The sequence below is a fragment of the Helicobacter pametensis ATCC 51478 genome, from assembly GCF_000518225.1.
Lineage (GTDB): Bacteria > Campylobacterota > Campylobacteria > Campylobacterales > Helicobacteraceae > Helicobacter_G > Helicobacter_G pametensis.
Map to the genome: position 1 here is coordinate 16,152 of NZ_JADE01000010.1, position 24,584 is coordinate 40,735.

A 24,584-nucleotide genomic window follows, 5' to 3' on the forward strand; every position below is an offset into this window, starting at 1 on the left:
AGAATCGATATTTGTATAGATTGGGTATCAAAGAGGGAGTGGATTGTATCCAAAAACACAAGCAAATACAAAAAAATTAAAAAACGCATTGATTCTCAAAAAATTAGGATCAAAAACCATAGTGAGGCAATTTATCGCAATGAATATTAGAATCTACTATGAAGACACTGATTGTGGGGGGATTGTTTATCATGCTAATTATTTGAAATTTTGTGAGCGTGCAAGGAGCGAGGTGTTTTTCAAGCAAAATCAATCCCCACAGAGCTTAGAGGGGGGATTTGTGGTGAGATCTATGCATGCTAATTTTCACAAAAGTGCATTTTTGGGTGATTTGATCCATGTGAAAACAAAAGTGCTTGAGATCAAAAAAGTTTCTTTACTACTCCATCAAGAAGTTTTCAGAGATGATGAACTGCTCTTTGAGATGGAGGTTAAGCTTGGGTTTGTTGATTTTAAGAAAGGGAAGCCTAGTGCAATCCCAGAAAAAATAATGGAGGTTTTATGCAAGTTATAGAAGGAAAGCCAAAGATTGATTATCCCACAAAGTGGGAATATCGTGTCATCGGTGAAAATAGAGAAGTGCTCAAAGAGATCATCGCACGCATGATCCAAAAAGATTTTGAGTGGAGAGATGGGCAGAGCTCTAGTGGGGGGCGCTTTGTTTGTGTTGTTGTGAGTGTGGAGGTGGAGAATCAAGAAGAGCGCGATCAGATTTTTGTTGCCCTCAAAGATCAAGATGAAGTCAGGATGGTGCTATAAAACTGATGCGACTAGGCAAGATTGATTATTTGAATTTGCTTCCTTTTGATGTGTTTATCAAAAGATTTCCTTTGAGTTGGCAAAGCAAGGCGATTCTTGCGCATAGGAAGTCCTATCCTGCCAAACTCAATCGCGATTTTTTGTTTGCGCGCTTAGATGGTGGGTTTCTCTCATCGATTATGGCTTATGGCAAGAGGGGGATGAGACTGCCTTGTGGAATCATCTCACATGGAGAGGTTTGGAGTGTGTTGGCTTTGCCCAAAGAAGCCAAAGGAGATTATCAATCTGCTTCATCTAATGCACTCATCCAAGTGCTTAGAATCCATGCAGAGGTGCTTATAGGAGATCGTGCATTGATCTATAAGCTCAAAGGGGGAGAAGCGATTGATCTAGGGAAGCGTTGGCTAGAGCAAAAACGCCTCCCTTTTGTGTTTGGTCTTTTTTGTGTGTCCAAAAACAAACATGAAGCAAAGCGTATCGCTTCAGCCTTTGTTCGATCGCGCATCAGAATCCCTTGGTATCTTCTCAAGGATGCCAGTGATTCAAGGGGGATTCATCCCAAAGATGTTTTGAGCTATCTTCAAAAAATCTCTTATCGACTTGGACCCAAGGAGAAAAGGGGACTTGAAGTTTTTTATCGAGAATTATTGTTTTTAGGGATTAGAAGTCCCAAGCGCTTTGAAAGGAGAAGAGATGCAATCAGTTCTAAATCACTTTAAAACAATCGCAGCGATTCCGCATTGTAGTTTTGAGGCTCAAAAATTGAGAGATTATCTAGTCGAGTTTGCCAGAAGCTGTGGAGCACAGGTGAGCGTGGATGAAGTGGGCAATGTATATGCCTACAAAGGGGAGCCTAAAATCTGTCTTCAAAGTCACTATGATATGGTGTGTATGGGTGAGGCTCCAAAGATTGAGCTTATCGAAGAAGAGGGATATCTTAGGGCACGAAATTCTTCTTTGGGTGCTGATAATGGAATCGGTGTGGCGATTATGATGGAGGCATTAAGAGAATTTGATCATCTTGAGTGTCTTTGGACAAGTGATGAGGAAGTGGGATTGATCGGGGCAAATGGTCTTGCTCATCAAATCAAATCCAAAAAAATGCTCAATCTTGATCATGAAAATGATAATGAAGTGACGATTGGTTGTGCTGGGGGAGTGGATATTTTTGCGCGTTCTTTGAGTGAGGTTGAAATGGTAGAGGGGGAGATTTATGAGCTAGAGACATGTGGATTTAAAGGGGGGCATTCTGGTGTGGATATTGTGACCAATTCTACAAATGCCATTAAGACTTTGGCGTTGTTTATCGCACAAAATGAGGGCAAGATCATTGAGTTTGAAGGAGGAGAGAGGATCAATTCCATCCCCAAATATGCCAAGGCTAGAGTGATTTTCCTCAAAGCTCCTCAAGAAATGGAGCAGATCAAATGCGTCTTTTTGGGGAGAGGGAGTGTTCAGATCCCTCTAAAGAGTGAGCAGTTTTTGAAAATGATTCTGTGTTTTGCTCATGGACTTAGAAGTTTCAATCCTGCCCTAAATATCGCTCAAACCAGCATCAATCTTGCTATTGCAAGGCTCAAAGACAAAGAGATCGCAATTGATTTATTTGCGCGCTCCAATGATTCTAGAGAATTGCAAGAGATTTGCTTTGAGAGTAAAGAATATTTCAAGGCATTTGGATGTGAGGTGAGAGAGGAGAATTTCTATCTGCCTTGGGAGATTAGAGAGAGTGCATTTTCACAAGAGGTGCTTGGTGTGATGCAGCACCATAATCCCCATGCAAAATATTATGCAATCCATGCTGGACTTGAGTGTGGGATCATTGGAGCTAAGTTTGAGGGGCTAGAGTGTTGCTCGATTGGTCCAAATATTTATCATCCTCACTCTACAGATGAGCGATGTGAGATTGAATCAATCAAAAAAATTGCAAATGTAGTTTTTGAGATTGTGGGGAAAAATCAATCATTTCAAGATTTTTGAAAGTATGAGTTGGATAGTACTTTGAAATTTCCAAGATTCAAAATCTTTGGAGAGTAGTGTGACTTGGAGGAGATTTCTCTTGTGAGATTTGATGAATGAAATTTGATTTAATTGATGGAATCAATGTCTTTGGAGATCAATGGTGACAAGAGTTTATTTGGTGTGAATCTTCTCTAGCCACTCATTGAGTGTTTTTTCAAATCCCTTTGAGGTTTTTTGGACAAATTGAAGGGGTGAGGAGAGATAGTTTTGCTCCACCCATCCTCCAAAATCATGGGGATAGAGATAGTCCTTGGAGTTTGGAAGGATATTGGAGGGGATTGGAGAGGTGGGATTGGATCGCACATATTCAAGAGCTTGATTGATGGCTTTATAGGCTGTGTTGCTTTTGGGGCTTGAGGCAAGATAGATCACACATTGAGAGAGGATGATCCTAGCTTCTGGATAGCCGATTTTGCTCACTGCTGTGAGGGTGCTTGTAGCGATATTTAGGGCATTGGGATTAGCATTGCCGATGTCTTCACTAGCACTAATGACTAGGCGTCTTGCGATAAATTCAGCACTCTCTTGAGCCTCTATCAATCTAGCCAAATAATAAATGCTCGCATCCACATCACTTCCCCTGATGGATTTAATAAGCGCACTTGCTAGGTTGTAATGTGTGTCATCCTCGCTTGTCCCCTCGCTCAAAGAATGAGGACGAAGAGATTTGAGAGTTTCAAGCGTGATGGGAGAGGAGAGTGAGGCAAGATCCAAGAGATTGAGCATCGCTCTTGCATCTCCATTGCTTGAGGCAATGAGATAGGATCTGACTTCATCTGAGAGGGGGGTAGAGATCATAGAGGAGGCTTTATCCAAAAGGGATTCTAAGGCTTTAGAATCAAGAGGTAAAAACTCAAAGAGAAAGGCTCTGGAGCGGATGGCATTGGTCAGTGTGTAGAAAGGATTGAGTGTGGAAGAGCCGATGATATAGGCTTGATTTTCTTCCATAATAGGGAGCAAAGATTCTTGTTGGGTCTTGCTTAGGCGATGGATTTCATCGATAAAAATAATGGGTTTGAGCAAAGATTGGGGATGGATGATTTTGCGTAATTCTTCAAGCTTGAAATGTGTGGCATTGAACTCAAAAAAATCACATCCCATACTTGAAGCTAAGATTCTAGAAAGACTTGTTTTTCCACTCCCTGGGGGACCGTAGAAGATGCAATGAGGCAGAGTATTTTGCTTGAAGGCTTGATAGAGTGGGGTATTTGCACCGATGATGTGGGATTGCCCGAAGAAATCCTCAAGTTTTTGAGGACGAAGAAGAGAGGAGAGATGCTTCATTTTTTGAGAATGATTTCATAAGAGCTTTTTTTGATTGCTACAGATTTGGGTTTGGGGGATTGAGCGCGCAACTCTTCCATCAGCTCATCCATTTCATCTAATCTTTCTTTGAGTCTTAGAATGATATCTACTCCTGCTAGATTGACCCCCATATCGCGTGTGAGGCGCAAAATCGTCTTGATCTTATCGATGTCTCTTTGAGAATAAAGTCTCATCTTTCCATCTGTGCGTCCAGGCTGGATCAATCCTTCTTTTTCATATTGTCTGAGTGTTTGAGGATGGATTTCTAGAATCTTGGCAACGACGCTGATTAGATATACGGGTTCATCATAGCTATACATTAGAGCTCCTTTTGAAGTAGGTCTTTGAGTTCTTGACTGAGTGTATCGATGGAGGGGAGGATCACATTGGCTTTGAGATAGAGATCACCTTTTGTTGCATTTTTGCGATTGATGGCTCCTAGCTCTTTGAGGCGGAATTTTTGACCATTTTTCACTCCTTGAGGGATTTTGAGTGTGACATTTTTGTGAGGGGTTTCAACTTCGATACTTCCTCCAAAGAGGGCAAGCTTGAGAGAGATATCTATGGTTTTGATGAGATCATTTCCTTCTCTAGTATATTCATCACTTGAAGCGACGCGAACCTTGAGGAGAAGATCCCCACTCAATCCTCCTTGAGAGTAACCTTTGCCTTTGAGACGGATTGTCTCTCCATCTTGAATCCCTGCTGGGATCTTGATATCAAATCCTCCATTTTTGCTGTAATGATACTTTCCTCCAAGGATAGCGATCAAAAAAGGGATGGTGATTGCATCTTGTATATCAAGATTTGGGGTGCCAAATCCTCCACCAAATCCATTGCCAAACCCGCCAAATCCAAATCCCCCGCCAGTGCTCCTTGAGCTAAACCCTCCACCATTGCCAAAGATTTGAGAGAGAATATCATCAAGATTCATTCCTCCCCCTGCACCGCGTGCAAAATCACTGAAATTCTGTCCTCCAAACATACCATCACCAAATTGATCATATTGTGCTTTTTTTTGAGGGTCGCTTAAGATTTCATAGGCGGCGGTGATTTCTTTGAATTTCTCTTCTGCTCCTGCTTCTTTGTTGATATCAGGATGGTATTTGCGTGCAAGCTTGCGATAGGATTTTTTGATCTCTTCCATGCTTGCATTTTCGCTGACTTCTAGTGTCTGATAAAGACTTTTTGCCATTCAAACTCCTTTGTATTGCACCTATATTGTTATGAGAATTATTAGAGAAAAGTTTAGTGAATTTTATAATAAAACTTTAGCCCATATCAATCAACATTGAAAAAGATGAGAGTTTATAGAGGGTTTTGTGCAAGAAAATCTATTATTTCACTATGATTCTCTATTTTTTGCTCAAGATGGGCTAGAAGTTAGGAGAAATGATGAAAACAATAAGTCTTGCTGTGTTGTCTTGCGTGGCTGGGGTGTCTTGTGCTGTGGCTAGTGGGGTGGATATTTATAACTTCGTTCATGGTTTGAAGAATCAAAACAATGATAGTACTGGAGAGTTTTACCTTCATAAAATGACAACTTACCAATGGGGATTCACAAAAGAATTTACCCAGAGCTATCAAAATGGGATATTGATTTTTGGTAACTCATCTCAGACAAGTGGAGATGGACGAGTGTGGTTTGGACAAGATGGTTATGTTGGATATATCACTGCAAATTTTAAAGCCAAAGAGATCTATCTCACTGGAACCTTGGGTGCGGGGAACAATATTCGAACAGGAGGAGGTGCGACGCTCAACTTTACTTCTAGCACAAATGCAAACTTACAAGATTGGAATCTTGAGCTTATGAAGGCTGGGACACAAAAATCTCACTTTTCTTTGACTGCGCAAGCAATCAAAGCTAAAAATATCTCAATCAAAAATGAGACAGGGGGAGATGTCACCTTCAAGGCAGATTCTTTTGATTTTCATGCCAAGAGTATCTCAAGTCACGGTGGAAAGGTGGCATTTGAAGGAAAATCTGAAGGAACTGGTCAGATTGTCATTAATTCTCTTTCTTTCTCTGGAGGGACACTAGATTTAACCAAAACTCAAGCTCATACAAAAATCAGCAATATCACAACAAGCAATACAAACTTCCAATCTCAAGGTATGAATGGGACATTGACTTGGGGAAGCTTTAAGAATGCAAACAATCAGGACATCCAAGGAAGCTATGAATATCAAAACAACTCTTTGACTTTGGGGGGATTGCTCAAACCTACCAATACACTAGAGCTCAAAGCTCAAGAAGTCAATGCCACCCAAGCAAGGATTGAACTAGATGGGAGTGCAAAAACACTGAGTGCCGCTGGCAGTGTCCGCCTTGGAGATTTAAGACTTAATAATGGAAGCAAAGCAACTTTTGAGAAGCTTACATTGGATCGAAGAGGCAGCATTACTTTGCAAAATAAAAGCTCTCTGACTGCCAAAAATCTTGAAATATATGGGGAGATCCGATTGCTCTCTAGTGATATGGATCATACCCCTATTACCATCGAGGGGAAGACAGAGATTTTTGTAGGAGATCGCAAAAGAAATAATCCAATCTTTGGCATTTATAATATTGATCAAATCAAAGGGCTTAGAAGCGGACAAAATTACACTCTTTTGACCTCTAGTGGAGGGATCACTTCTCCTGATCTTGGTGGAAAAAATCTTTTGGACTTTGTTGGATTCTATGAAAAAGAAGGTGGCGCGAGATTTGATAATACTTATAGTTTTGATTATAAAGGTTTGACTTTTACAAAGACACTTTCTTCTAATACTCTGGGATTTAGGGTGGATGTTTCAAACAATCCAGCCAATCCCTATGCGACAAATCGGGTTGAATATTGGCTATATCATCGAGGAGGACAAGATCTAGTCAATCGTGTCAATGCTTTGGGAGAGGGGATGATGGATCTTTTCCAAGATTTGATGATGACTAGAAATGGAGATGTTTGGACCAATGGTGTGATCATGGGACATGATGAGACTCATCTTGTTGAAGTTGGTCAAAATATTCAAGATCTCATCAAGCAGACCCAGTCATTGCAAAGAAAAGCAAATGATCTAGATTTGCTCCATTTTGCCCTCAAAACACAAAAAGAAAATCGTTTGGCCAAACTCACTCTTGGACAAAATACACAACTACAAAGAGAAGAAAAGTATACAAATTTGTGGGGGTCAGGGATTGCTGCTGTGCGATCTTTTGAGGTCAATCAAGGATCGCTCTATGGAGCAAGTATTGGTTATGATGAGGTCATGAAGCAAGCAATTTTGGGAGGATTTGTAGCTTATGGCTATGGATCTTATAGGGGAGGATTATTGAATGGACATGGACACAATGCGGGTGTGGGGCTTTATGGAAGAATTTTTGCAGGTAGAAGTGAGATTGATTTTGAAGTTAATGGGATGATGGGATGGAATCAGGAGAGCATTATGGGGGATGAAGAGGTCACACAGCAACTCTCTCAGCAATACCACTACAATGCTAGAAGTGCAAATGTCAATCTTGATTATGGATATGCCTTTGGCTTTTGGAGAGAACAACTTGCAATCAAACCTCTTGTGTCGGTCAATTATGCCTATTTGACAAGTTCAAAAATTGATGGTGAGGCTATTTGGTCACAAAATCAGGATTTATCCCTCTTGATGGGTGAGGATAGTCGCCATATTGTGAGTGCAAATTTGGGACTTGAGACGCGTTTGACAACAGGAAAGAATACTTATTGGTGGCTTTTGTTTGAGGCTTATCAAGATGTGTATTCTTGGGCTCCACAGACAAGTCAGATGCGCTTTGCTGGAGCCAATGTTCTAGGAGCAAAGGACATTGATTCTAAAGATTTGAATTTCGCATTGAGCTTGGGTGGAGAGATTAGACTTTTTGAGCGAGCATTTGTGAATTTTAGTGTGGGTTCAGAGCTTGGAGCGATTGAGAGAAAATTGGCTGGAAATCTTGGAGTGGAGTATAGTTTCTAGAGAAGCGAGATGACTGATAAGCAGTTTTTGATTTTAGAGGCTTCAGCTGGGAGTGGAAAAACCTTTGCTTTAGCTTTGAGATATGTGTATTTGCTGCTTGAGGGAGCCAATATGGGGGAGATTCTTGCACTCACTTTTACCAATAAAGCTGTGGAGGAGATGCGTCAGCGGATTGGGGATTTTTTGTCTTTGCTTGGTGGATATGATGAGAATCAAGTGAGTAAGCGTGATGAACTTTTGGATGCTTTAGAGGCAGAATATGGATGGCAAAGAGAAAGAGTGCTTGCTTTGGCTCCCTCTCTTTTGGAAGATTATTGGAGGTATGGGGCTAGGATTTTGACCCTTGATGCATTCTTCAATATGATCTTGAAGCGTTTTTGCTGGTATGCTGGAGTTCCTTATCAATTTCAAATTAGAGATTTAGATTCTTCAGAAGTTGAAGAGCGATTTGTGAGATCTTTGAGTCCAAAAGAACAAAGCGAGATTCTCGCTCTTTGTTTGCACACACACCGTGAGTTAAATGATTTTTTTGAGCGTATTGAGAAGATTAGAGTGCGTTTTATGGATGCTGTGGATGAAGATGGGGGAGTGAGAGTGGGGATTGAGGAGTGTGAGAAGCGTGCGATGGAGGAGGCTTATAAAATCCAAGAATTGATCAGATCGCTTCCACAACTCTCACAAAAAGCACAGAATGCTGTTGATTTTTCTAATTTTAAGGAGCTATTGAAGAAGGGGGAAAGGTGGATTGTCGCAGGCTCACAATTCACATTTTTTAGAAAAGCAAATCTTGATGAAGATCTTTTTGAGTCTCTGCGATGTTTGGTCATTGAGGCTTTGGAGAAGCGTGAGCAAGTGATGCTTGGACTTTTGAGCGGAATTGTGTGGAAATATCAAGCATCAAGAGATGATGAAATCCGACAAAAAAATATCTTAAGTTTTTCTGATGTTATGCTCAAGGCTTTTGATCTTCTGTGCAAAAACCAGATCTCTAGGGAATTTTTTTATTTTCGTTTGGATGAGAAGATCTCTCATATCTTGCTTGATGAGTTCCAAGATACTAGTGTGATGCAATACAAGATTTTATTCCCTTTGATTGAGGAGATTCTCTCAGGGGATGGACGCATTGGGAATCGTAGTTTTTTTGCTGTGGGAGATAAGAAGCAGAGCATTTATCAGTTTCGAGGAGGGTGTGGAGAGCTTTTGGATGTTCTCAAGAGGCTTTCAAGTGAGGTTTGTGTCGAGAATCTTGAAGTAAATTATCGAAGTTGTGCTGAGATTGTAGAGTTTGTAAATGAAGTCTTTGCTCCTCACATCAAGGATTATTTACCTCAAAAATCACACAAAAAGGGTGGATATGTGCGGATTTGGGATACCCAAGAGATAGGTGAAGATTATGATGATTTGGATGTTTTTGCTTGTGTGAAAGTCGCAATCGATGATCTTTTGGCTCAGGGTGTGCTTCTTGATGAGATTGCGATTTTGGCTTTTACCAATGCAGATGTGATGAGGCTTGGGGATTATCTTAAAGAATTTTTTTCTCCCATATCGACAAAAGAGAGTATCGCACTCTCCCTTAAAAGAGATGCGCAAATCTTGCTTGGATCACTTCGGTATTCTCAGAATCCATCAGAGCTTGAGAGAGTGAGATTGGTGAAATTATTGGGAGGAGAGCTTGAGGATGATGTGGAGCTTTTGCCTTTTGAGGGGGGAGATCTGGGGAGTTATATTTATAGGGCGATTGAGTTTTATGGATTGAATTCTAGAGTGGCTAAGCAAGTTTTGGAATTGGCGTGTATGAGTGATGGAATCCAAGATTTTTTTGAGAGAGTTGAGGGCAGTAGAGATGCTCAAGAGGAACAAAAAGGATTGAAAATTTTGACGATCCATGCCTCCAAGGGGCTTGAGTTTGAGCATCTCATTGTGCTTGATCGTCTCAGTGGATCTCATCAAAGAGAGGATTTATTTTTTTGCCAATATGATGAGAAACTTGAGGGGAGATTATTTGTCACAGATAGTATGAGAGCCAAGATTGATCCGATGTATAAGCGTATTTTGGATCAAGAGAGGGAGAAAAAGCAGGAAGAGAAGAAAAATCTCCTTTATGTGGCGCTTACACGCGCTTGCAAGTCATTGCATATTATGCCTATTTGCAAAAATAAGGCCAAAAGTGAATTTGAATGCATTGGCCTTGTGGAGGGAATGCAAGTGCTTGTCGCTCAGATTCGAGGAGAGATTTTGCCAAGTCATCAGATCAAGGGTTCTGGGGAGAAATCTGAGATTTTTGTGCATCAAGAGAGTTTTGGATCACAAGAGGGCTTTATCCAAAAAGAACAATCAAAAATGATCTTTAAAAATATTGCCTTGCTCAAGAGAGGTGAGGCATTTCATAAAGCGCTAGAGCTTTTTTTGGGATATTTGGCAAAGAATAGTGAGCTAAGACATTTTTTAAAAAATATTTATGGAATCTGGCTTAGTGATTTGCAGATAGAAGAGATTTTGGACTCATTGGATCAAATAAAAACATTGCTGAATTTAAATTTTGGATCGACCCAAATTAAAAGTGAAGTATCATTTATCCAAGATTTTAAGCTTTATCGCATTGATTGCTTGCTTTTGTGTTCCAATTTGGATGGAGAACTCCAAAGAGTTGTGGTGCTAGACTACAAAAGCGGGCTAAAAAAGGATGAGCATATTAGACAAGTGCAAACTTATGTAGATTTTGTAAAGAGTCAGTATGTGGATCTTGTGGTTGAGGGGTATTTGCTTTATTTAAATCAATGTGAGCTTGTTCAGATTTGACAAAAGGAGTGGTTATGGGACTGATTAAGGGAATAAAACATTTTATCCATCAAGAAAGTTTTGGAGGGATTTTTCTATTTGTGTGTGCCATGTTGGCTATGGTTGTGGCCAATAGCCCTTGGAGTGAGGCGTATTTTGCATTGTGGCATCAGAAATTTGGTTTTATGGTGGGAGAGAAGTTCATCGGTTTTAGCTTGCATTTGTGGATCAATGATGTGCTGATGTCTTTGTTTTTCTTGATGGTGGGATTAGAGATCAAAAGAGAGTTTTTGTTTGGGGGATTGGCTGGATTCAAAAAGGCGGCTTTTCCTGCGATTGCTGCAATTGGTGGGATGATTGTCCCTGCTGGAATCTATTTGATTTTCAATGCTGGGACTCCTACAGCTCATGGATTTGGAATCCCTATGGCGACAGATATTGCTTTTGCTTTGGGAGTGATTTTGTTGCTTGGTAGTCGTGTCCCTCCAGCATTGAAGCTTTTTTTGGTAACTTTGGCTGTCGTGGATGATTTGGGTGCGATTGTTGTGATTGCTCTTTTTTATAGTAGTGGAATTTCTGCGATGTGGCTTGGAATCTCTGCATGTATTGTCGCTCTTCTTGTAGTGCTCAATATGCTCAAAATCAGATCACTCCCCCCTTATCTCTTGCTTGGTGTTTTGCTTTGGCTGTGTGTGCATGAGAGTGGGATTCACGCCACGATTTCTGCCGTTGTTTTGGCCTTTTGTATCCCTGTTGCTCCCAAGACTTCAAGAGAGAAATTTTTGGAGATTCTTAAAGATGAAGGTGGATATTTTGCCTCTGCACAATCTATCAATCCTTTGCTTGATGAGCAGCAAATCCATAGTCTTCATAAGATTCAATCAAGCATCAAAAGTGTGCAAAATCCACTTTTGCGTATGGAACATGCCTTGCATGATTGGTCAAAATTTTTAATTATGCCTTTGTTTGCTTTTGCCAATGCTGGGGTTGCACTAAAAGGAGGGATCGATCTGTCAGGCTCACATATCATCTATGGGATTGCACTTGGATTAGTAGTGGGGAAACCTGTAGGGATTCTTTTGCTGACTTATTTGTGTGAGAAATTTGGGATCGCTTCGCGTCCTGATGGATTGTCATGGGGGGCAATTTTGGGTGCTGGGATGTTAGCTGGGATTGGATTTACGATGTCGATGTTTGTGTCTAATCTTGCCTTTGATGTGCCTCTCTATGGTGAGATAGCCAAAATTTCTATCTTGAGTTCATCGCTAGTTGCTGGAATCTTGGGTAGCCTATTTCTTTTGTTTCTTGGGGGGAAAAACAATATGCTAGAATCGCGGGCTTAATCAAGACGCTAAAGGAACAATCATGGAACAAAATAGTGCAATGGGAATCCTAACTTCCCTCATCCCTTTTGTGGTGATCTTTGCAATTTTTTATTTTCTATTTATTCGCCCACAACGCAATCAGCAAAAGAAGCACAAAGAAATGCTTGCAGCTCTAAAGGTTGGAGATAAGGTTGTCTCTTATGGTGGCATTGTTTGTGAGATCGTTAGGGTAGAGGAGAAATTTTTCACCGTGCGATCTGGAGAGAGTGTGATGCAGCTTGCAAGAGAGTATGTGTCTTACAAGGTCGAGCAGTAGAGATGAATTATAGGCTGATTGTTTTTATCATATCTGGCTTGGTTGGGCTCTTTTTGAGCCTCCCTTCTTTCACATCGATGTCTGGACCAAGGATCAATCTTGGGCTTGATTTGCAGGGGGGACTCACAATGCTTTTGGATGTGGATACCCAAAAAGCTGTGCAATCCAAATATGATTCTTTGGCAACAGCCATTAGTTTTGAGACCAAGGAGCAAAAAATCCTCCTAGATCGAATGGAAGTGGGTGAAAATATCTTGCATTTTGAGCTTTTGGATCCTGATGAAAAGCAAAAAATGGATGATATTTTGACAAAGCTTGGGGGTCTTGATGTTCTCTATGAGCAGGGAAAATATCAGGTCGTTTTCACTCTTGAAGAAAAAGAGCGTATTGAAAAAAGTGCAATCGATCAAGCGATTGGGACGATTAGAAATCGTCTTGATTTATTTGGGTTAGCAGAGCCAAGTGTCACGCGTCAGGGTCAAGAAAATATTCTAGTGCAATTGCCTGGAATCAAAACACAAGCAGAAGAAAAGAGAGCAATCAATCTGATCTCTAAATCTGCACACTTGCAAATGATGGCTGTAGATGAGGCGCGCAATATGCGTGTAGAAAATATGAGTGATGCTGAAGCCAAACAATATGGAGATGTGATCCTTCCTTATGTAGATGGAGGGCAGAAAATCCTTCTCAAAGCTGTGCCAATTATTGATGGAGAAATGATCACAGATGCGAGGGTGGCTTATGATCAAAACTCTCAGCCCGTTGTGTCTTTTAGTTTGGATTCTAGAGGGGCTCAGATCTTTGGTGATTTTTCTGGAAATAATGTGGGGAAAAGAATGGCGATTGTGCTGGATGGGAAAGTGTATTCAGCTCCAGTGATTAGGGAGAGAATCGGAGGAGGAAGTGGGCAAATCAGTGGCAATTTTACCCCTCAAGAAGCAAGTGATTTGGCTATTGCTTTAAGAAGTGGAGCTCTCTCAGCACCCGTGCAAGTGATTGAAAAGAGAAGTGTGGGACCAAGTTTGGGGGCAGATAGCATCAAAGCTTCTATGATCGCTCTTTTTAGTGGGTTTGCGCTCGTGTTGGTCTTTATGATTGTGTATTATGCGATGGCTGGAGTGATTGCTGTATCGGCTTTGGTGATCAATATCGTATTGATTATTGCGATTATGGCGTGCTTGGGAGCAACGCTGACTTTACCTGGAATGGCTGGGATCGTCTTGACTGTGGGGATGGCAGTGGATGCAAATATCATTATCAATGAGCGCTTGCGAGAATCATTGCGTGAGGGACGCAATATTGTGCAGGCTATTGAAGAGGGATATGCCAATGCTTCAAGGGCGATTTTTGATTCTAATTTCACCTCGGTTATTGCTGCATTTTTGCTCTATGTGTATGGGACTGGGGCGATCAAAGGATTTGCAATCACAATGGCAATTGGGATCGTCGTCTCTGTTTTAACTGCAATCATTGGCACACATGGGATTTATATCGCATTGAGCAAGAAGATTGCAAAAAGTCGCAACACATCTTTTTGGCTTGGGGTAAAGCATGGAGCTCATTAAAAATAATAAAGTCCTAGATTTTGTCAAATATAATCATTTTACATTCACATTTTCTTGCTTTGTGATTGTGTGCTCAATTCTTTTGATTGTTTTTAAGGGATTTAGTTTTGGTGTAGATTTTACGGGTGGAACTTTGGTGCAGATTCAATATGAGCAAAATGCACCGATTGCAAAGATTAGAACCCTTCTTGATCGTGATGCAAATTTTAAGGGCTCGCAGGTCAGCGAGTTTGGATCCAAACAAGAAATCTTGATCAAAATCCCTTTTTCACCAAATGTTAAGACTTCAGAAGTTGATGCACGCATCACTGCTTTGCTTAAAAGTAGCGGGACATTTGAAATCCGTCGTGTGGATTCTGTTGGACCCAAAGTGGGAAAAGAGCTTCAAGAAAAGGGATTCTTGGCTTTGAGTTTGGCGATGCTAGCAATCTTGGCTTATGTCTCTTTTCGCTATGAGTGGAAATTCGCACTTGCTGCTGTTTTGGCTCTGTGTCATGATGTTTTGATTTCATCTGCTTGCATTATTTTGTTTGATGTGGATTTTAACCTTGAAGTCGTTGCCGCACTTTTGACAATTATTGGTTATTCCATCAATGACACGATCATTATTTTTGATCGTATTAGAGAGCAGGTTATCAGCGGAAAAGCTCATGATTTGAGATCTGTGATCAATGATGGATTGTCCTCAACACTTTCTCGAACACTTCTGACTTCATTGACCGTCTTTTTTGTGGTCTTTACACTCTATGTTTTTGGCGGCGAGATTATCATCGGATTTAGTTTGCCTATGCTTGCGGGCGTGATTGTTGGGACTTATAGTTCTCTATTTTTTGCACCTCGCCTGATTATGCTCTTTGGATTTGATTTGCAGGATTATCGCAACAAATTACTTGAGAAGCAAAAACGCGCAAGAGAGCGAGAGAAAATGCGTGAAATGTATGAGAATGGTCAGGTTTAAAAAGGAGTAGGATAGGATGGATTGGGGTAGGGTTTTTTTTATTTTCTTTAGCTTGATGAGTTTGACTTCCGTGATAGGGTATGTGTATGATTCTAATCTTGTGATGCTTTTTATCGCAGCTGCGGTGAATTTCATCTCAACAACACTTAAAATCGGAGTGAAAAATCTTTTGTCATCTGAGATGCTTGCAAGTTCTCTTGTCGTCGATCTTCACTTGATTCCTGCCTTTTTATTTCATCAACTCTCCAACGATATTCAAATGGCCAATGCTTTGGCAATCGGGGCTCTTGCAGCAAGTATTTTTTCAGTAGCACTGATGCTAATTGAGTGTGCTAAGAGCAAAGATTCTGATTATTAGGATGGCATAGATGCAAGAATATAATCCAAAAGAAATTGAGAAAAAGTGGCAACAAAAATGGCTCAGTCAAGGAGCATTTGAATGGAAGGCAGATTCTAAACAACCCAAAAAATACATTCTTAGTATGTTTCCCTATCCTAGTGGAAATATCCATATGGGGCATGTGAGGAATTATTGTATCGGTGATGCGATGGCAAGACACTATCGCAAAAAGGGATTTAATGTCTTGCATCCGATTGGATGGGATGCTTTTGGGATGCCTGCTGAAAATGCCGCCATCAAGCATGGAATCCACCCCAAAGATTGGACTTATTCCAATATTGCGGCGATGAAAAAGGAATTGATGAGCTTGGGATTTTCTTTTGCACAAGAAAATGAGCTCGCGACATGCGATGAGGACTATACTCATTGGGAGCAAAAGTTTTTTATTGATCTTTGGAATGCTGGGCTGATTTATCGCAAAAGGGCTCTGCTTAATTGGTGCCCCAATGATCAAACGGTGCTAGCCAATGAGCAGGTGATTGATGGAAAGTGTTGGAGATGTGATACAGAGGTTGTGCAAAAAGAAATGTATCAGTATTACATCAAGATCACAGATTTTGCTCAAGAGCTTTTGGATGATTTGGATTCTTTGGAGGGGAAATGGCCCTCTCAAGTGCTCAATATGCAAAGAAATTGGATTGGAAAGTCTAGTGGCTTAGAGTTTGAACTCAAGCTCACAGAAGATGCTATGGCTAAGACCAATATCTCTTCTCTTAAGGTTTTTACAACAAGACCTGATACGATTTTTGGTGTGACTTATTGTGCGATTGCACCAGAGCATGAGATCACAAAAGCTATGCTTGATTCTCTTCCTTTGGAATCTCAAAAGATGATCAAAGCTATGCAAAATACTAATGCGCGCAATCGTGCTATGGCAAAAAAAGAGGGAGTGGCTTTGGGGATTGAGGTGATTCATCCTCTAACTCAAGAAAAAATCCCACTTTGGGTGGTCAATTTTGTGTTAGGTGATTATGGATGTGGTGCTGTGATGGGGGTTCCTGCCCATGATGAGAGAGATTATGAATTTACCTCACTTTATCATTTGCCTATCAAAAAAGTTATCCAAAGTGATGAGATTCCCTACTGTGGCGAGGGAGAGCTTGTGGAGAGCGGAGAGTTTAGTGGGCTTTATAATCTTGAGGCAAAACAAAAGATCATTCAATATTTTCAAACCAACAAAATGGGGCAAGGGATCACTAATTTCAAGCTAAGGGATTGGGGGATCTCGCGTCAGCGCTATTGGGGGACTCCAATCCCTCTGATTCATTGCAAGCATTGTGGAATCGTGGCAGAAGAAAAACTTCCTGTGCTTTTGCCCTATGATGTTGTGATCGATGGAGAAGGGAATCCACTGCAGAAGCACTTAACTTGGGGAGTATGCAAATGTCCAAAATGTGGAAATGAAGCCAAACGCGAAACAGATACGATGGATACATTTATGGAATCTAGCTGGTATTTTTTGCGCTACAGCACACCTAAGGCAATGCGTCAGACAAAGGCATTGGATAAGGATTCTTTGAGATATTGGCTGAGTGTTGATGAGTATATTGGTGGAGTGGAGCATGCGATCTTGCATCTATTGTATGCGCGATTTTTCACAAAGGTGCTTAGGAGTTTGGGGCATTTGGAGATCAGTGAGCCATTTGAGCATCTTCTAACTCAAGGAATGGTGCTCAAAGATGGAGCCAAGATGAGCAAAAGCAAGGGCAATACCATCGATCCCAATGCGATCATTGAGCGATATGGAGCAGATAGTGCGAGATTATTTGTACTTTTTGCTGCACCTCCAACAAAGGAGCTAGAGTGGAATGATGATGCGCTAGAGGGCGCATATCGATTTATCAAGCGCTTATGGGAGAGATCTAAAAATGTGCAGCCTCTTGATTCTCAGCCCAAGATCGATGCCTCTACTCTGACAAAAACAGAAAAATATGCACGCAAGAAAGTCTATGAGGCACTTAAAAAAAGTGATGAGATTTTCAATAAAATAATCGCTGGCTATCCATTTAATACTCTGATTAGCTCCTGTATGGAGGCACTGAATGCTTTGAGCGATCAAGAGCATCCCTTGGTGTGGAGTGAGGGGTATTTTGTATTGCTTAATATTTTGGAGCCTGTGATTCCTCATGTGTGTCATGAATTAAGCACTCAATACTTTAAGGGGAGTAATTTGGGAGAAATTGTGTTTGATTCTTTGGCACTTGAAGAAGATATGCAGGTGATTGTGGTGAGTGTTAATGGGAAAAAGAGGGCAGATATCGAAATCCCTAAAGGAGCTTCAAAAGAAGAAGTTTTGGGACTTGCCAAAAAAGCTATTGAAAAATGGCTCGTTGGAGAAATAATCAAAGAAATTTATGTGCCCAATAAACTTGTCAATTTTGTTTTGAAATGAGATTTTTCGCTCTTGTTTGGTTGATTTTCTTAGTGGGTTGCGGGTATCAGCCTATTTCATATTACACCTCATCTGCCTTTGGTAAGAGTGTTTATGTCGAAATCAAAATTCATCCTGATTTTCCAAGGGCAGGTGTAAGTCTCAAAAATGAATTAAACCACGCACTTCTTGCACGCCTACATCTTGAACTTGCCTCCAAAGAGGAAGCTCAAAGTGTGATTGAAGCTGAGGTTTCAAATTTGAAGTTTGATATGATTGCTCAAGATGCACAAGGCTTTGCCAACCACTATCGAGCAAATGTTCAAGTCACATTGACTTATAAAGACCTAGATGAGCAAGAATACAAAATGGTTTTGGGGGCATCAAGTGATTATGCTGCGAGTGAAACGATGACTTCTGTGGCGATTGAGAAGGCACAACTTGAGGCGATCAACTCAGCTTTGCGTAGTATCGTCGATCAGTTTGTTTCTAAGATTTTTTATCAAGGTGCTCTCTTTCAGAGACGGAAGCAGCAGTGAGAGATTTGATCGCCTATCTTGAAACAAAGGGGCGTGAGTATGCTCCATTTGATCCTAGTCGAGCTCGCTCTATTTTTGAAGGATTTAGGCAGGATTTTTGGGGGGATTTTCATGCCAAGATCATCCATATCATTGGGACTAATGGTAAGGGTAGCACGGGTCGTTTTATCGCATTGAGTTTGGCAAAAGATCACAAGATTCTCCATTTTACCTCTCCACATCTTTTTGACTTTAGAGAGCGTTTTTATCGCAATGATGGACTTGTGTCTTGGGAGGATTTGCAAAAGGCACATGAGATCTTGATCAATCAGCCCTATATGCACAAGGCAAGTTATTTTGAGTATGCGACATTTTTGGCTTTTTATTTGGCAAAAGATGTGGATATGCTGATTTTAGAGGCTGGATTGGGTGGTGAGTTTGATAGCACCAATGTGGTGGATGATAAGATTTCAGTTTTTACTCAGATTGGATTGGATCATATGGAGTTTTTGGGCAATACTCTTGAAGAGATTGCCACAACAAAGCTTAATGCGATGGGAAAAGTTGCATTTTTGGGAATCCAAAAAGATTCAAAGATCAATAAACTTGCCTTGAGAATTGCTATGGATAAGGGGAGCAAACTCTATGAGGTATGTCAATACGAGCAGGATCCTCATTTTCCAGATTTTTTAAACCAAAATTTTGCCCTAGCATCAAAAGTTGTGAAATTTTTGGGTGCTAGGATGTGTCAGAAGCAAGAGCTTAATCTGCCTGCGCGCATGCAGAGGGTGCGTGAGAATATTTGGCTAGATGTGGGACATAATGAAGATGCTGCACGAGCTGTTTGTCGTGAGTTAGCTGGGCAAAAAGTTGTTTTGGTCTTTAATGCCTATGTTCAAAAAGATCTCCACTCTGTGTTGGCTGTGCTGAAGGAAATTATCCTTAGAGTTGAAATTGTTTCTATCTCTCATGAGAGGATCACTCCAAGAGATGTATTGGAGCAGACTTTGAGGAGTGAAGGCTTGCCATTTTGTGAATTTGAGGGGTTTTGTGAGGATCAAACTTATCTTGTGTTTGGTTCTTTTAGTGTAGTGGGTGAAATTTTGGAGCATTATCTTGAATCATAAGATCTTTATTAGCATTGTTGATGAGAAGGGTAGCAAACAGTTTGCTCTCCATCAATTTGCCAAAAAGGTGGCACTTTATGCACTTTTGTCTCTCTTTGTCTTGGTGCTTGGAGGATCGTTTGTGATGATGTATTTGATGAGTCAGATTCAAGAAGCTGATCTTATCAAAACCGATATGATTGAGAAATATCGCAGTATCTATCTCCAAAACAAAACTCTCAGAGAGCGTATCAGAGATAAATCTTTGGAGCTGATTGATGTCAATAAGCGCGTGAATGATTTGGAGGAGATCATTGATTTTTCTAAAAATAATGACAAGATTTTGCAAGATGAGCCCATTACAATCCAGCTAGATTCTAGCGATAAGCTTTTTTTGTTGCAGATTATCCCCAATGGTCATCCATTGAAAATATTTACAAAAATACTTCCTACCAAAGAACGCCTCCATCCACTTAAAAATCAATATGGCATTGATTCGGGGATTGATTACCTTGTGCCATCTCATACTCCAGTCTATGCTACAGCAGATGGGATTATCGAGCTAGCACGCCATAGCTCAAGTATCAAAGGGTATGGGCGACTAGTCAAGATCACTCATGCCTATGGCTTTGTATCAATGTATGGACATCTCTCCAAGGTGCTAGTGAAGAAGGGAGATTTTGTGCGCAAGGGACAGATGATTGGCTATTCTGGGCGGAGTGGTGCAAGTAACGGTGAGCGACTTTATTATGAGATTCGATTTTTGGGGAGCTATCAGGATGCGCTTGCTTTTGCCAAATGGGATAGAGAGCATTTTGATCAGATTTTTCAAGCAAGTAGCAAAATCCATTGGAATCGTCTTTTGTGGGCGATCCAAGATCTCAAGCAGCTCCAGTCTTATGTGGAGAGAGAGAAGCGTTAGATGTTTGGCAATCATCTTGTGCTTGTTGTGACAGATTCTAAAGGCAGTCGCTCTATCCGTGTGCGATCTGTGTTTAGGCGCATCTTTGTTTATTTGGTGCTTTTTTTGTTGAGCTTGATTGTGTTTTTTGTGATGTCTATCGGAGCTTTTAGGAGCGAGATTGAGATGATTGAGCGTGATAATATGAGTTTGAAAAAAGCTTATGAAAAGCTTTTGCAAAAAAATACATCTCTCAATGACAAAATCAATCAGCGCACCGAAGAGATCGCTCTTGTAGGAGATAGGGTGGAATATCTAGAAGGTATGGTCGGAGTGCCCTCAGATAGTGAAGAATATGAAAGGGTGGATTATGGATTGCAAGATCGGATTGATAATGCATCTTTGGCTGGAGTGCAAAAAGCATTTTTTATGAGATTTATCCCCAATGGTTATCCCATGGATTACTACAGAAGGATTTCGGATTTTTTTGGGTATCGCATGCATCCTATCTTGCATCGTCGTCATTTACATGCAGGCATTGATTTTAGTGCTGAAATTGGGACTCCTGTTTATGCCACAGCAGATGGTGTGGTAGAATTTGCCCGCAGTGGATTTAATGGGGGGTATGGACACATGGTCAAAATCGATCATTCCTTCGGATTTAAGACTTATTATGCACATCTTGATCGCTTAATTGTGAAGCGAGGAGATTTTGTGAAGAAAGGTCAAATCATTGCCTATAGTGGCAATTCTGGGAAGAGCACAGGTCCGCACTTACACTATGAAATAAGATTTTTGGGGGCTTATATCGATCCGAAGAATTTTTTGAACTGGAATATGAGAACTTTTGACTTAATTTTTGAAAAGGAGAAAAATATACCATGGCAGTCTTTGTTGGAAACGATAAAAACCATGATGGATCAAATGGAGCAACCATCATCGCTGGAGGCACACGAATAACAGGAGAGATTCATATCCAATGTCATCTTCATATCGATGGAGAATTTGATGGTGTGATTCACTCAAGCAATACTGTCAATATCGGAAAAGATGGAATCGTCAGAGGTGATGTGTTTGCTGAGAAGCTTGTCGTGAGTGGCCAAATGATCGGTAATGTCAAATCTAAAATTGTTGAGATTATGCCCTATGGCAAGATTGATGGGAAGGTTAGTAGCCATGAGCTTGTGATCGAGCGCAAAGGAATTTTGACGGGTGAAAGTATTGTTGAAGATGGGGAGAGTGTGGTTTCTTAATGGTTGCTAGTACTTTATATAAGCTTGCTCTTGATTCTGCTCTTGATTTTGAGCTTTTGTTGTGCATGGATGGCAATGAAGCTCAAAATGCATTTGAAATGCTTGAGTATATGTATAAAAAAACAAAAATCAAACCTTTCTTGCTTCCTGAGTTTCGTGCCATGCAAGGGGATGATCTGCGATCTTTTTCTCAAGAGTTTCATTTGCTTTGTGAGGGATTGAGAAATTTTTATCGCTTTGAGGGAGCAAAAATCTTGATTTCTCCTCTGATTAGTACAGTGTTCGCACTCCCAGCTCCCAAGCATCTCCAAGGATTTTTGATCCATAAAGAGATGCAGTTGAGGCTTGAGGATTTTAAGAAGCAGATTTTGGATTATGGTTATGAGCCTGTGGAGCTTGTAGAACTTGAGGGTGAGGTAAGCTTTCGTGGAGATATTGTGGATCTTTTTGTTCCCAATCAACCAAGGCCGATTCGAATCTCATTTTTTGATGAATGGATTGAGGATATTAGGGGATTTGAGTGTGAGACACAGTTATGCTCTGGGGATGAGATCATAGAAGTTGAGATCACTCCATCTTTGTTTGTAGTGGATCAACCAGAGGTGTTGCAAGAGAAAATTGGACAATTATCAAGTAATGTTTTGAGTGCTGATATTCAAAGTCTTGGATTTTGGGTTTTGCCAGATAAGATTTTGCTTCCCAGACAGTATTCTACGCGTATAACTCTTGGAGCCAAAGAAGAGGCTATGGAGCTCTTTTCTTTTGGGGAGAAGTTGGATTTGGATGAGGAAGTTTTATCTAGTCTTGATGTATTGCCTCATTTTGAGGGGTATAGTGATATTTTATTTGATCCCAAAAGTCTTGCATCCATCCTCAAAGCTCATGCAAGCAAAACAATCACACTGCTTGCCCAGCAAGAATCTTATTTTGAGCATTTGGCATATTCCCTAGATTTAGAAGGTGTTTGCTGCAAGCAATCTAGTGCATTTGTCAATATCTTGACACCCAATGAGGTGATCCTCTCACTCAATCAACCCATCCCCAAAAAGAAAAAGCGCAAACCCAAAATCTTGCTTGATGAGTTGAGTGTGGGTGAATATGTGGTGCATAGCGAGTATGGTGTCGGAGTGTTTAGGGGGATTGAGCAAACTGAAATTTTGGGAAGTGTAAGGGACTTTATTCGCATTGATTATCAGGGCGAGGATCGCTTACTGCTTCCTGTAGAGAATCTACACTTGATCGATCGTTATATTGCAAACTCTGGTGGAGTGCCAATGATTGATCGCTTGGGCAAAGGAAGTTTTGCCAAACTCAAAGAAAAAGTGCGATCAAAGCTTCTTGAGCTGGCATCAGGGATTGTTGCTTTGGCTGCTAAGCGGGATTTGCTTGAGGGGCATAGGATTGATTGCGATTTGGAAGAGATTGTATTGTTTCAAAAGCAATGCCCTTTTGCACTCACGCTAGATCAAGAAAAGAGTATTCAAGAAATTTTTGCAGATCTCAAAAGTGGAAAAGTGATGGATCGCCTACTTTCTGGTGATGTCGGCTTTGGCAAAACAGAGGTGGCGATGAATGCACTTTTTGCAACTTGCAAAAATGGTTTGCAAGGCGTTTTGATCGCCCCAACGACGCTTTTGAGCTTACAGCATTTTAAAAGTTTGAGTCAGCGATTTGAGGGCTTTGGTGTGCGTTTGGCGCGTCTTGATGGAAGTATCAAAAACAAAACTGAAGTATTGAACAATATTGCTGAGGGTCGCGTTGATATTGTGGTTGGGACACATAGTATTTTGGGAGCAACATTCAAAAATCTTGGACTTGTTGTGGTGGATGAAGAGCATAAATTTGGTGTGAAACAAAAAGAAAAGATCAAAGAATTAAGCCAAAATGTGCATCTATTGTGTATGTCTGCTACCCCAATCCCAAGAACACTCAATATGGCACTCTCTCAGATCAAGGGGATGAGCACCTTGCTCACACCTCCTAGGGAGAGAGAAGGGGTGAGAACTTTTGTCAAAGTCTATCAGGATGCATTGATCAAGGAGGTGATCAGTCGTGAGCTAAGGCGTGGGGGTCAGATCTTTTTCATCCACAATCATATCTCTAGCATTGATTCTAAAAAGAATGATTTGCTAGAGCTCTTGCCTCATTTGAGAATCGCAATTTTGCACTCTCAGATCCCCAGTGTGCAGAGTGAGAAGATCATGCAGGAGTTTGCAGAGAAAAAATATGATCTCCTGCTTTGCACATCCATTGTGGAATCAGGGATTCATCTAAGCAATGCCAATACAATGGTCGTAGAGAGTGCAGATCGATTTGGGATTGCTGATTTGCATCAATTAAGAGGGAGAGTGGGAAGAGGAGATAAAGAGGGGTTTTGTTATTTTTTGATTGAAGACAAAGAAAAGCTCACTCCAGAGGCTCTTAAAAGATTGAATGCACTAGAGAAAAATTCTTATCTTGGAAGTGGGGCAAGCTTGGCTTACCATGATTTGGAGATCAGGGGTGGAGGGAATCTTTTGGGTGAGGCACAAAGTGGGCATATCAAAAACATCGGCTATAGTCTTTATTTGCGTATGTTGGAGGATTGCATCCATTCTCTTAGCGGTCAATCCAAGCTTACTCAAGAGAGCGTTGATCTCAAGCTCAATGTCAGCGCTTATCTCAATCCGGAATTGATCGGGGAGGATCGGTTGAGGCTCGAGCTTTATCGACGCCTATCTTTGTGCAAAGATTCTGAATCTGTGTTTAAAATCCAAGCAGAGATCGAGGATCGTTTCGGAAAAATTGATGTTATGACAAAGCAATTTTTAGATTTGATCTTGATCAAGGTTTTGGGAAGAGAATGTCAGATCAAGACGATTTCAAATTATGGACAAAACATCTCTTTGGTGCTTCAAAATGGAGAGAAAGAAACTCTTAGGGCGGCAAGCAAAGATGATGATGATGTTTTGGCGTGTATTTTGCAAGAATTGCGCAACAAAGTCAAAAAGCTAGAGGGCTAGAGGCTATATAATCTCGTAAGCTAGCCCCCTTTGGTG

Annotated in this window: 21 protein-coding genes; 18 read left to right on the top strand and 3 right to left on the bottom strand. The window is 40.8% G+C overall.

Going from position 1 to position 24,584, the window contains the following annotated elements; genetic code table 11:
* Positions 1-139: 139 nt before the first annotated feature.
* Genes T391_RS0103370 through T391_RS0103385 form a run of 4 tightly spaced genes read left to right on the top strand, consistent with a single transcriptional unit; the run spans position 140 to position 2,739 of the window.
* A complete protein-coding gene (locus T391_RS0103370; RefSeq protein WP_027327150.1) occupies positions 140-514 on the top strand; it encodes a YbgC/FadM family acyl-CoA thioesterase in 375 nt (124 codons plus the stop codon).
* Positions 502-759, top strand: coding sequence for an HP0495 family protein (locus T391_RS0103375; RefSeq protein WP_027327151.1), 258 nt, complete (start codon positions 502-504; stop codon positions 757-759). Before T391_RS0103370 ends, T391_RS0103375 begins: the two co-directional genes overlap by 13 nt.
* Before the next feature lie 5 nt (positions 760-764).
* Positions 765-1,478 (top strand): MqnA/MqnD/SBP family protein, encoded by a 714-nt coding sequence (locus T391_RS0103380; protein ID WP_027327152.1) that lies wholly within the window; start codon positions 765-767, stop codon positions 1,476-1,478.
* Positions 1,453-2,739 (top strand): M20/M25/M40 family metallo-hydrolase, encoded by a 1,287-nt coding sequence (locus T391_RS0103385; protein WP_027327153.1) that lies wholly within the window; start codon positions 1,453-1,455, stop codon positions 2,737-2,739. Before T391_RS0103380 ends, T391_RS0103385 begins: the two co-directional genes overlap by 26 nt.
* A 153-nt stretch (positions 2,740-2,892) precedes the next feature.
* On the opposite strand, the gene T391_RS0103390 is transcribed toward T391_RS0103385, so the two are convergent.
* Genes T391_RS0103390 through T391_RS0103400 form a run of 3 tightly spaced genes read right to left on the bottom strand, consistent with a single transcriptional unit; the run spans position 2,893 to position 5,281 of the window.
* Complete coding sequence (locus T391_RS0103390; protein WP_027327154.1) at positions 2,893-4,065, bottom strand: replication-associated recombination protein A; 1,173 nt, start codon at positions 4,063-4,065, stop codon at positions 2,893-2,895.
* Positions 4,062-4,406 (bottom strand): heat shock protein transcriptional repressor HspR, encoded by a 345-nt coding sequence (locus tag T391_RS0103395; RefSeq protein ID WP_027327155.1) that lies wholly within the window; start codon positions 4,404-4,406, stop codon positions 4,062-4,064. The genes T391_RS0103390 and T391_RS0103395 overlap by 4 nt, the downstream gene beginning before the upstream one ends.
* Positions 4,406-5,281 carry a DnaJ family protein gene (locus T391_RS0103400; protein WP_027327156.1) on the bottom strand — a complete coding sequence of 292 codons (876 nt, stop codon included), beginning with the start codon at positions 5,279-5,281 and terminating at the stop codon, positions 4,406-4,408. Before T391_RS0103400 ends, T391_RS0103395 begins: the two co-directional genes overlap by 1 nt.
* Before the next feature lie 200 nt (positions 5,282-5,481).
* Between T391_RS0103400 and T391_RS0103405 the strand changes: the two genes are divergently transcribed.
* The 14 genes from T391_RS0103405 to mfd are packed head-to-tail and all read left to right on the top strand — an operon-like array spanning position 5,482 to position 24,548.
* Positions 5,482-8,055, top strand: coding sequence for a vacuolating cytotoxin domain-containing protein (locus T391_RS0103405; protein ID WP_027327157.1), 2,574 nt, complete (start codon positions 5,482-5,484; stop codon positions 8,053-8,055).
* A gap of 9 nt (positions 8,056-8,064) precedes the next feature.
* Positions 8,065-10,854 (top strand): RecB-like helicase, encoded by a 2,790-nt coding sequence (locus tag T391_RS0103410; RefSeq protein ID WP_027327158.1) that lies wholly within the window; start codon positions 8,065-8,067, stop codon positions 10,852-10,854.
* Positions 10,855-10,868: 14 nt separating this feature from the next.
* Positions 10,869-12,176 carry a Na+/H+ antiporter NhaA gene (gene nhaA / locus T391_RS07840; RefSeq protein WP_051420572.1) on the top strand — a complete coding sequence of 436 codons (1,308 nt, stop codon included), beginning with the start codon at positions 10,869-10,871 and terminating at the stop codon, positions 12,174-12,176.
* Positions 12,177-12,198: 22 nt separating this feature from the next.
* Positions 12,199-12,474 carry a preprotein translocase subunit YajC gene (gene yajC, locus T391_RS0103420; RefSeq protein WP_051420573.1) on the top strand — a complete coding sequence of 92 codons (276 nt, stop codon included), beginning with the start codon at positions 12,199-12,201 and terminating at the stop codon, positions 12,472-12,474.
* A 2-nt stretch (positions 12,475-12,476) separates the two neighbouring features.
* Complete coding sequence (gene secD / locus T391_RS0103425; protein WP_027327160.1) at positions 12,477-14,039, top strand: protein translocase subunit SecD; 1,563 nt, start codon at positions 12,477-12,479, stop codon at positions 14,037-14,039.
* Complete coding sequence (gene secF, locus T391_RS0103430) at positions 14,026-14,997, top strand: protein translocase subunit SecF (protein ID WP_027327161.1); 972 nt, start codon at positions 14,026-14,028, stop codon at positions 14,995-14,997. Before secD ends, secF begins: the two co-directional genes overlap by 14 nt.
* Positions 14,998-15,013: 16 nt before the next feature.
* Entirely contained in the window at positions 15,014-15,355 is a 342-nt protein-coding gene (locus T391_RS0103435) for a DUF6394 family protein (RefSeq protein WP_027327162.1), read from the top strand.
* A gap of 10 nt (positions 15,356-15,365) precedes the next feature.
* Positions 15,366-17,789: a leucine--tRNA ligase gene (gene leuS, locus T391_RS0103440; protein ID WP_027327163.1), complete on the top strand. Its 2,424-nt coding sequence runs from the start codon at positions 15,366-15,368 to the stop codon at positions 17,787-17,789.
* Complete coding sequence (lptE, locus tag T391_RS0103445) at positions 17,786-18,307, top strand: LPS assembly lipoprotein LptE (RefSeq protein ID WP_027327164.1); 522 nt, start codon at positions 17,786-17,788, stop codon at positions 18,305-18,307. Before leuS ends, lptE begins: the two co-directional genes overlap by 4 nt.
* Positions 18,304-19,413, top strand: a complete 1,110-nt coding sequence (locus T391_RS07845; RefSeq protein WP_051420574.1) for a Mur ligase family protein — start codon at positions 18,304-18,306, stop codon at positions 19,411-19,413. The genes lptE and T391_RS07845 overlap by 4 nt, the downstream gene beginning before the upstream one ends.
* A complete protein-coding gene (locus tag T391_RS0103455; RefSeq protein ID WP_051420575.1) occupies positions 19,403-20,314 on the top strand; it encodes a M23 family metallopeptidase in 912 nt (303 codons plus the stop codon). Before T391_RS07845 ends, T391_RS0103455 begins: the two co-directional genes overlap by 11 nt.
* Positions 20,315-21,253, top strand: a complete 939-nt coding sequence (locus T391_RS0103460) for a M23 family metallopeptidase (RefSeq protein ID WP_027327166.1) — start codon at positions 20,315-20,317, stop codon at positions 21,251-21,253.
* A complete protein-coding gene (locus T391_RS0103465) occupies positions 21,175-21,546 on the top strand; it encodes a bactofilin family protein (RefSeq protein WP_027327167.1) in 372 nt (123 codons plus the stop codon). Before T391_RS0103460 ends, T391_RS0103465 begins: the two co-directional genes overlap by 79 nt.
* Positions 21,546-24,548 carry a transcription-repair coupling factor gene (mfd, locus tag T391_RS0103470; RefSeq protein WP_027327168.1) on the top strand — a complete coding sequence of 1,001 codons (3,003 nt, stop codon included), beginning with the start codon at positions 21,546-21,548 and terminating at the stop codon, positions 24,546-24,548. The genes T391_RS0103465 and mfd overlap by 1 nt, the downstream gene beginning before the upstream one ends.
* The last annotated feature ends 36 nt before the right edge of the window (positions 24,549-24,584 follow it).

What these genes read in the sequence shown, in the direction of transcription:
- T391_RS0103460 (WP_027327166.1), top strand. Translation starts at nt 20,315, where the DNA reads ATGTTTGGCAATCATCTTGTGCTTGTTGTGACAGATTCTAAAGGCAGT.
- T391_RS0103395 (WP_027327155.1), bottom strand. Translation starts at nt 4,406, where the DNA reads ATGTATAGCTATGATGAACCCGTATATCTAATCAGCGTCGTTGCCAAG.
- secF (WP_027327161.1), top strand. Translation starts at nt 14,026, where the DNA reads ATGGAGCTCATTAAAAATAATAAAGTCCTAGATTTTGTCAAATATAAT.
- T391_RS0103435 (WP_027327162.1), top strand. Translation starts at nt 15,014, where the DNA reads ATGGATTGGGGTAGGGTTTTTTTTATTTTCTTTAGCTTGATGAGTTTG.
- lptE (WP_027327164.1), top strand. Translation starts at nt 17,786, where the DNA reads ATGAGATTTTTCGCTCTTGTTTGGTTGATTTTCTTAGTGGGTTGCGGG.
- T391_RS0103465 (WP_027327167.1), top strand. Translation starts at nt 21,175, where the DNA reads ATGGCAGTCTTTGTTGGAAACGATAAAAACCATGATGGATCAAATGGA.
- secD (WP_027327160.1), top strand. Translation starts at nt 12,477, where the DNA reads ATGAATTATAGGCTGATTGTTTTTATCATATCTGGCTTGGTTGGGCTC.
- T391_RS0103385 (WP_027327153.1), top strand. Translation starts at nt 1,453, where the DNA reads ATGCAATCAGTTCTAAATCACTTTAAAACAATCGCAGCGATTCCGCAT.
- T391_RS0103375 (WP_027327151.1), top strand. Translation starts at nt 502, where the DNA reads ATGCAAGTTATAGAAGGAAAGCCAAAGATTGATTATCCCACAAAGTGG.
- T391_RS0103370 (WP_027327150.1), top strand. Translation starts at nt 140, where the DNA reads ATGAATATTAGAATCTACTATGAAGACACTGATTGTGGGGGGATTGTT.
- nhaA (WP_051420572.1), top strand. Translation starts at nt 10,869, where the DNA reads ATGGGACTGATTAAGGGAATAAAACATTTTATCCATCAAGAAAGTTTT.
- leuS (WP_027327163.1), top strand. Translation starts at nt 15,366, where the DNA reads ATGCAAGAATATAATCCAAAAGAAATTGAGAAAAAGTGGCAACAAAAA.
- T391_RS0103390 (WP_027327154.1), bottom strand. Translation starts at nt 4,065, where the DNA reads ATGAAGCATCTCTCCTCTCTTCTTCGTCCTCAAAAACTTGAGGATTTC.
- T391_RS0103380 (WP_027327152.1), top strand. Translation starts at nt 765, where the DNA reads ATGCGACTAGGCAAGATTGATTATTTGAATTTGCTTCCTTTTGATGTG.
- T391_RS0103410 (WP_027327158.1), top strand. Translation starts at nt 8,065, where the DNA reads ATGACTGATAAGCAGTTTTTGATTTTAGAGGCTTCAGCTGGGAGTGGA.
- mfd (WP_027327168.1), top strand. Translation starts at nt 21,546, where the DNA reads ATGGTTGCTAGTACTTTATATAAGCTTGCTCTTGATTCTGCTCTTGAT.
- T391_RS0103405 (WP_027327157.1), top strand. Translation starts at nt 5,482, where the DNA reads ATGAAAACAATAAGTCTTGCTGTGTTGTCTTGCGTGGCTGGGGTGTCT.
- yajC (WP_051420573.1), top strand. Translation starts at nt 12,199, where the DNA reads ATGGAACAAAATAGTGCAATGGGAATCCTAACTTCCCTCATCCCTTTT.
- T391_RS0103400 (WP_027327156.1), bottom strand. Translation starts at nt 5,281, where the DNA reads ATGGCAAAAAGTCTTTATCAGACACTAGAAGTCAGCGAAAATGCAAGC.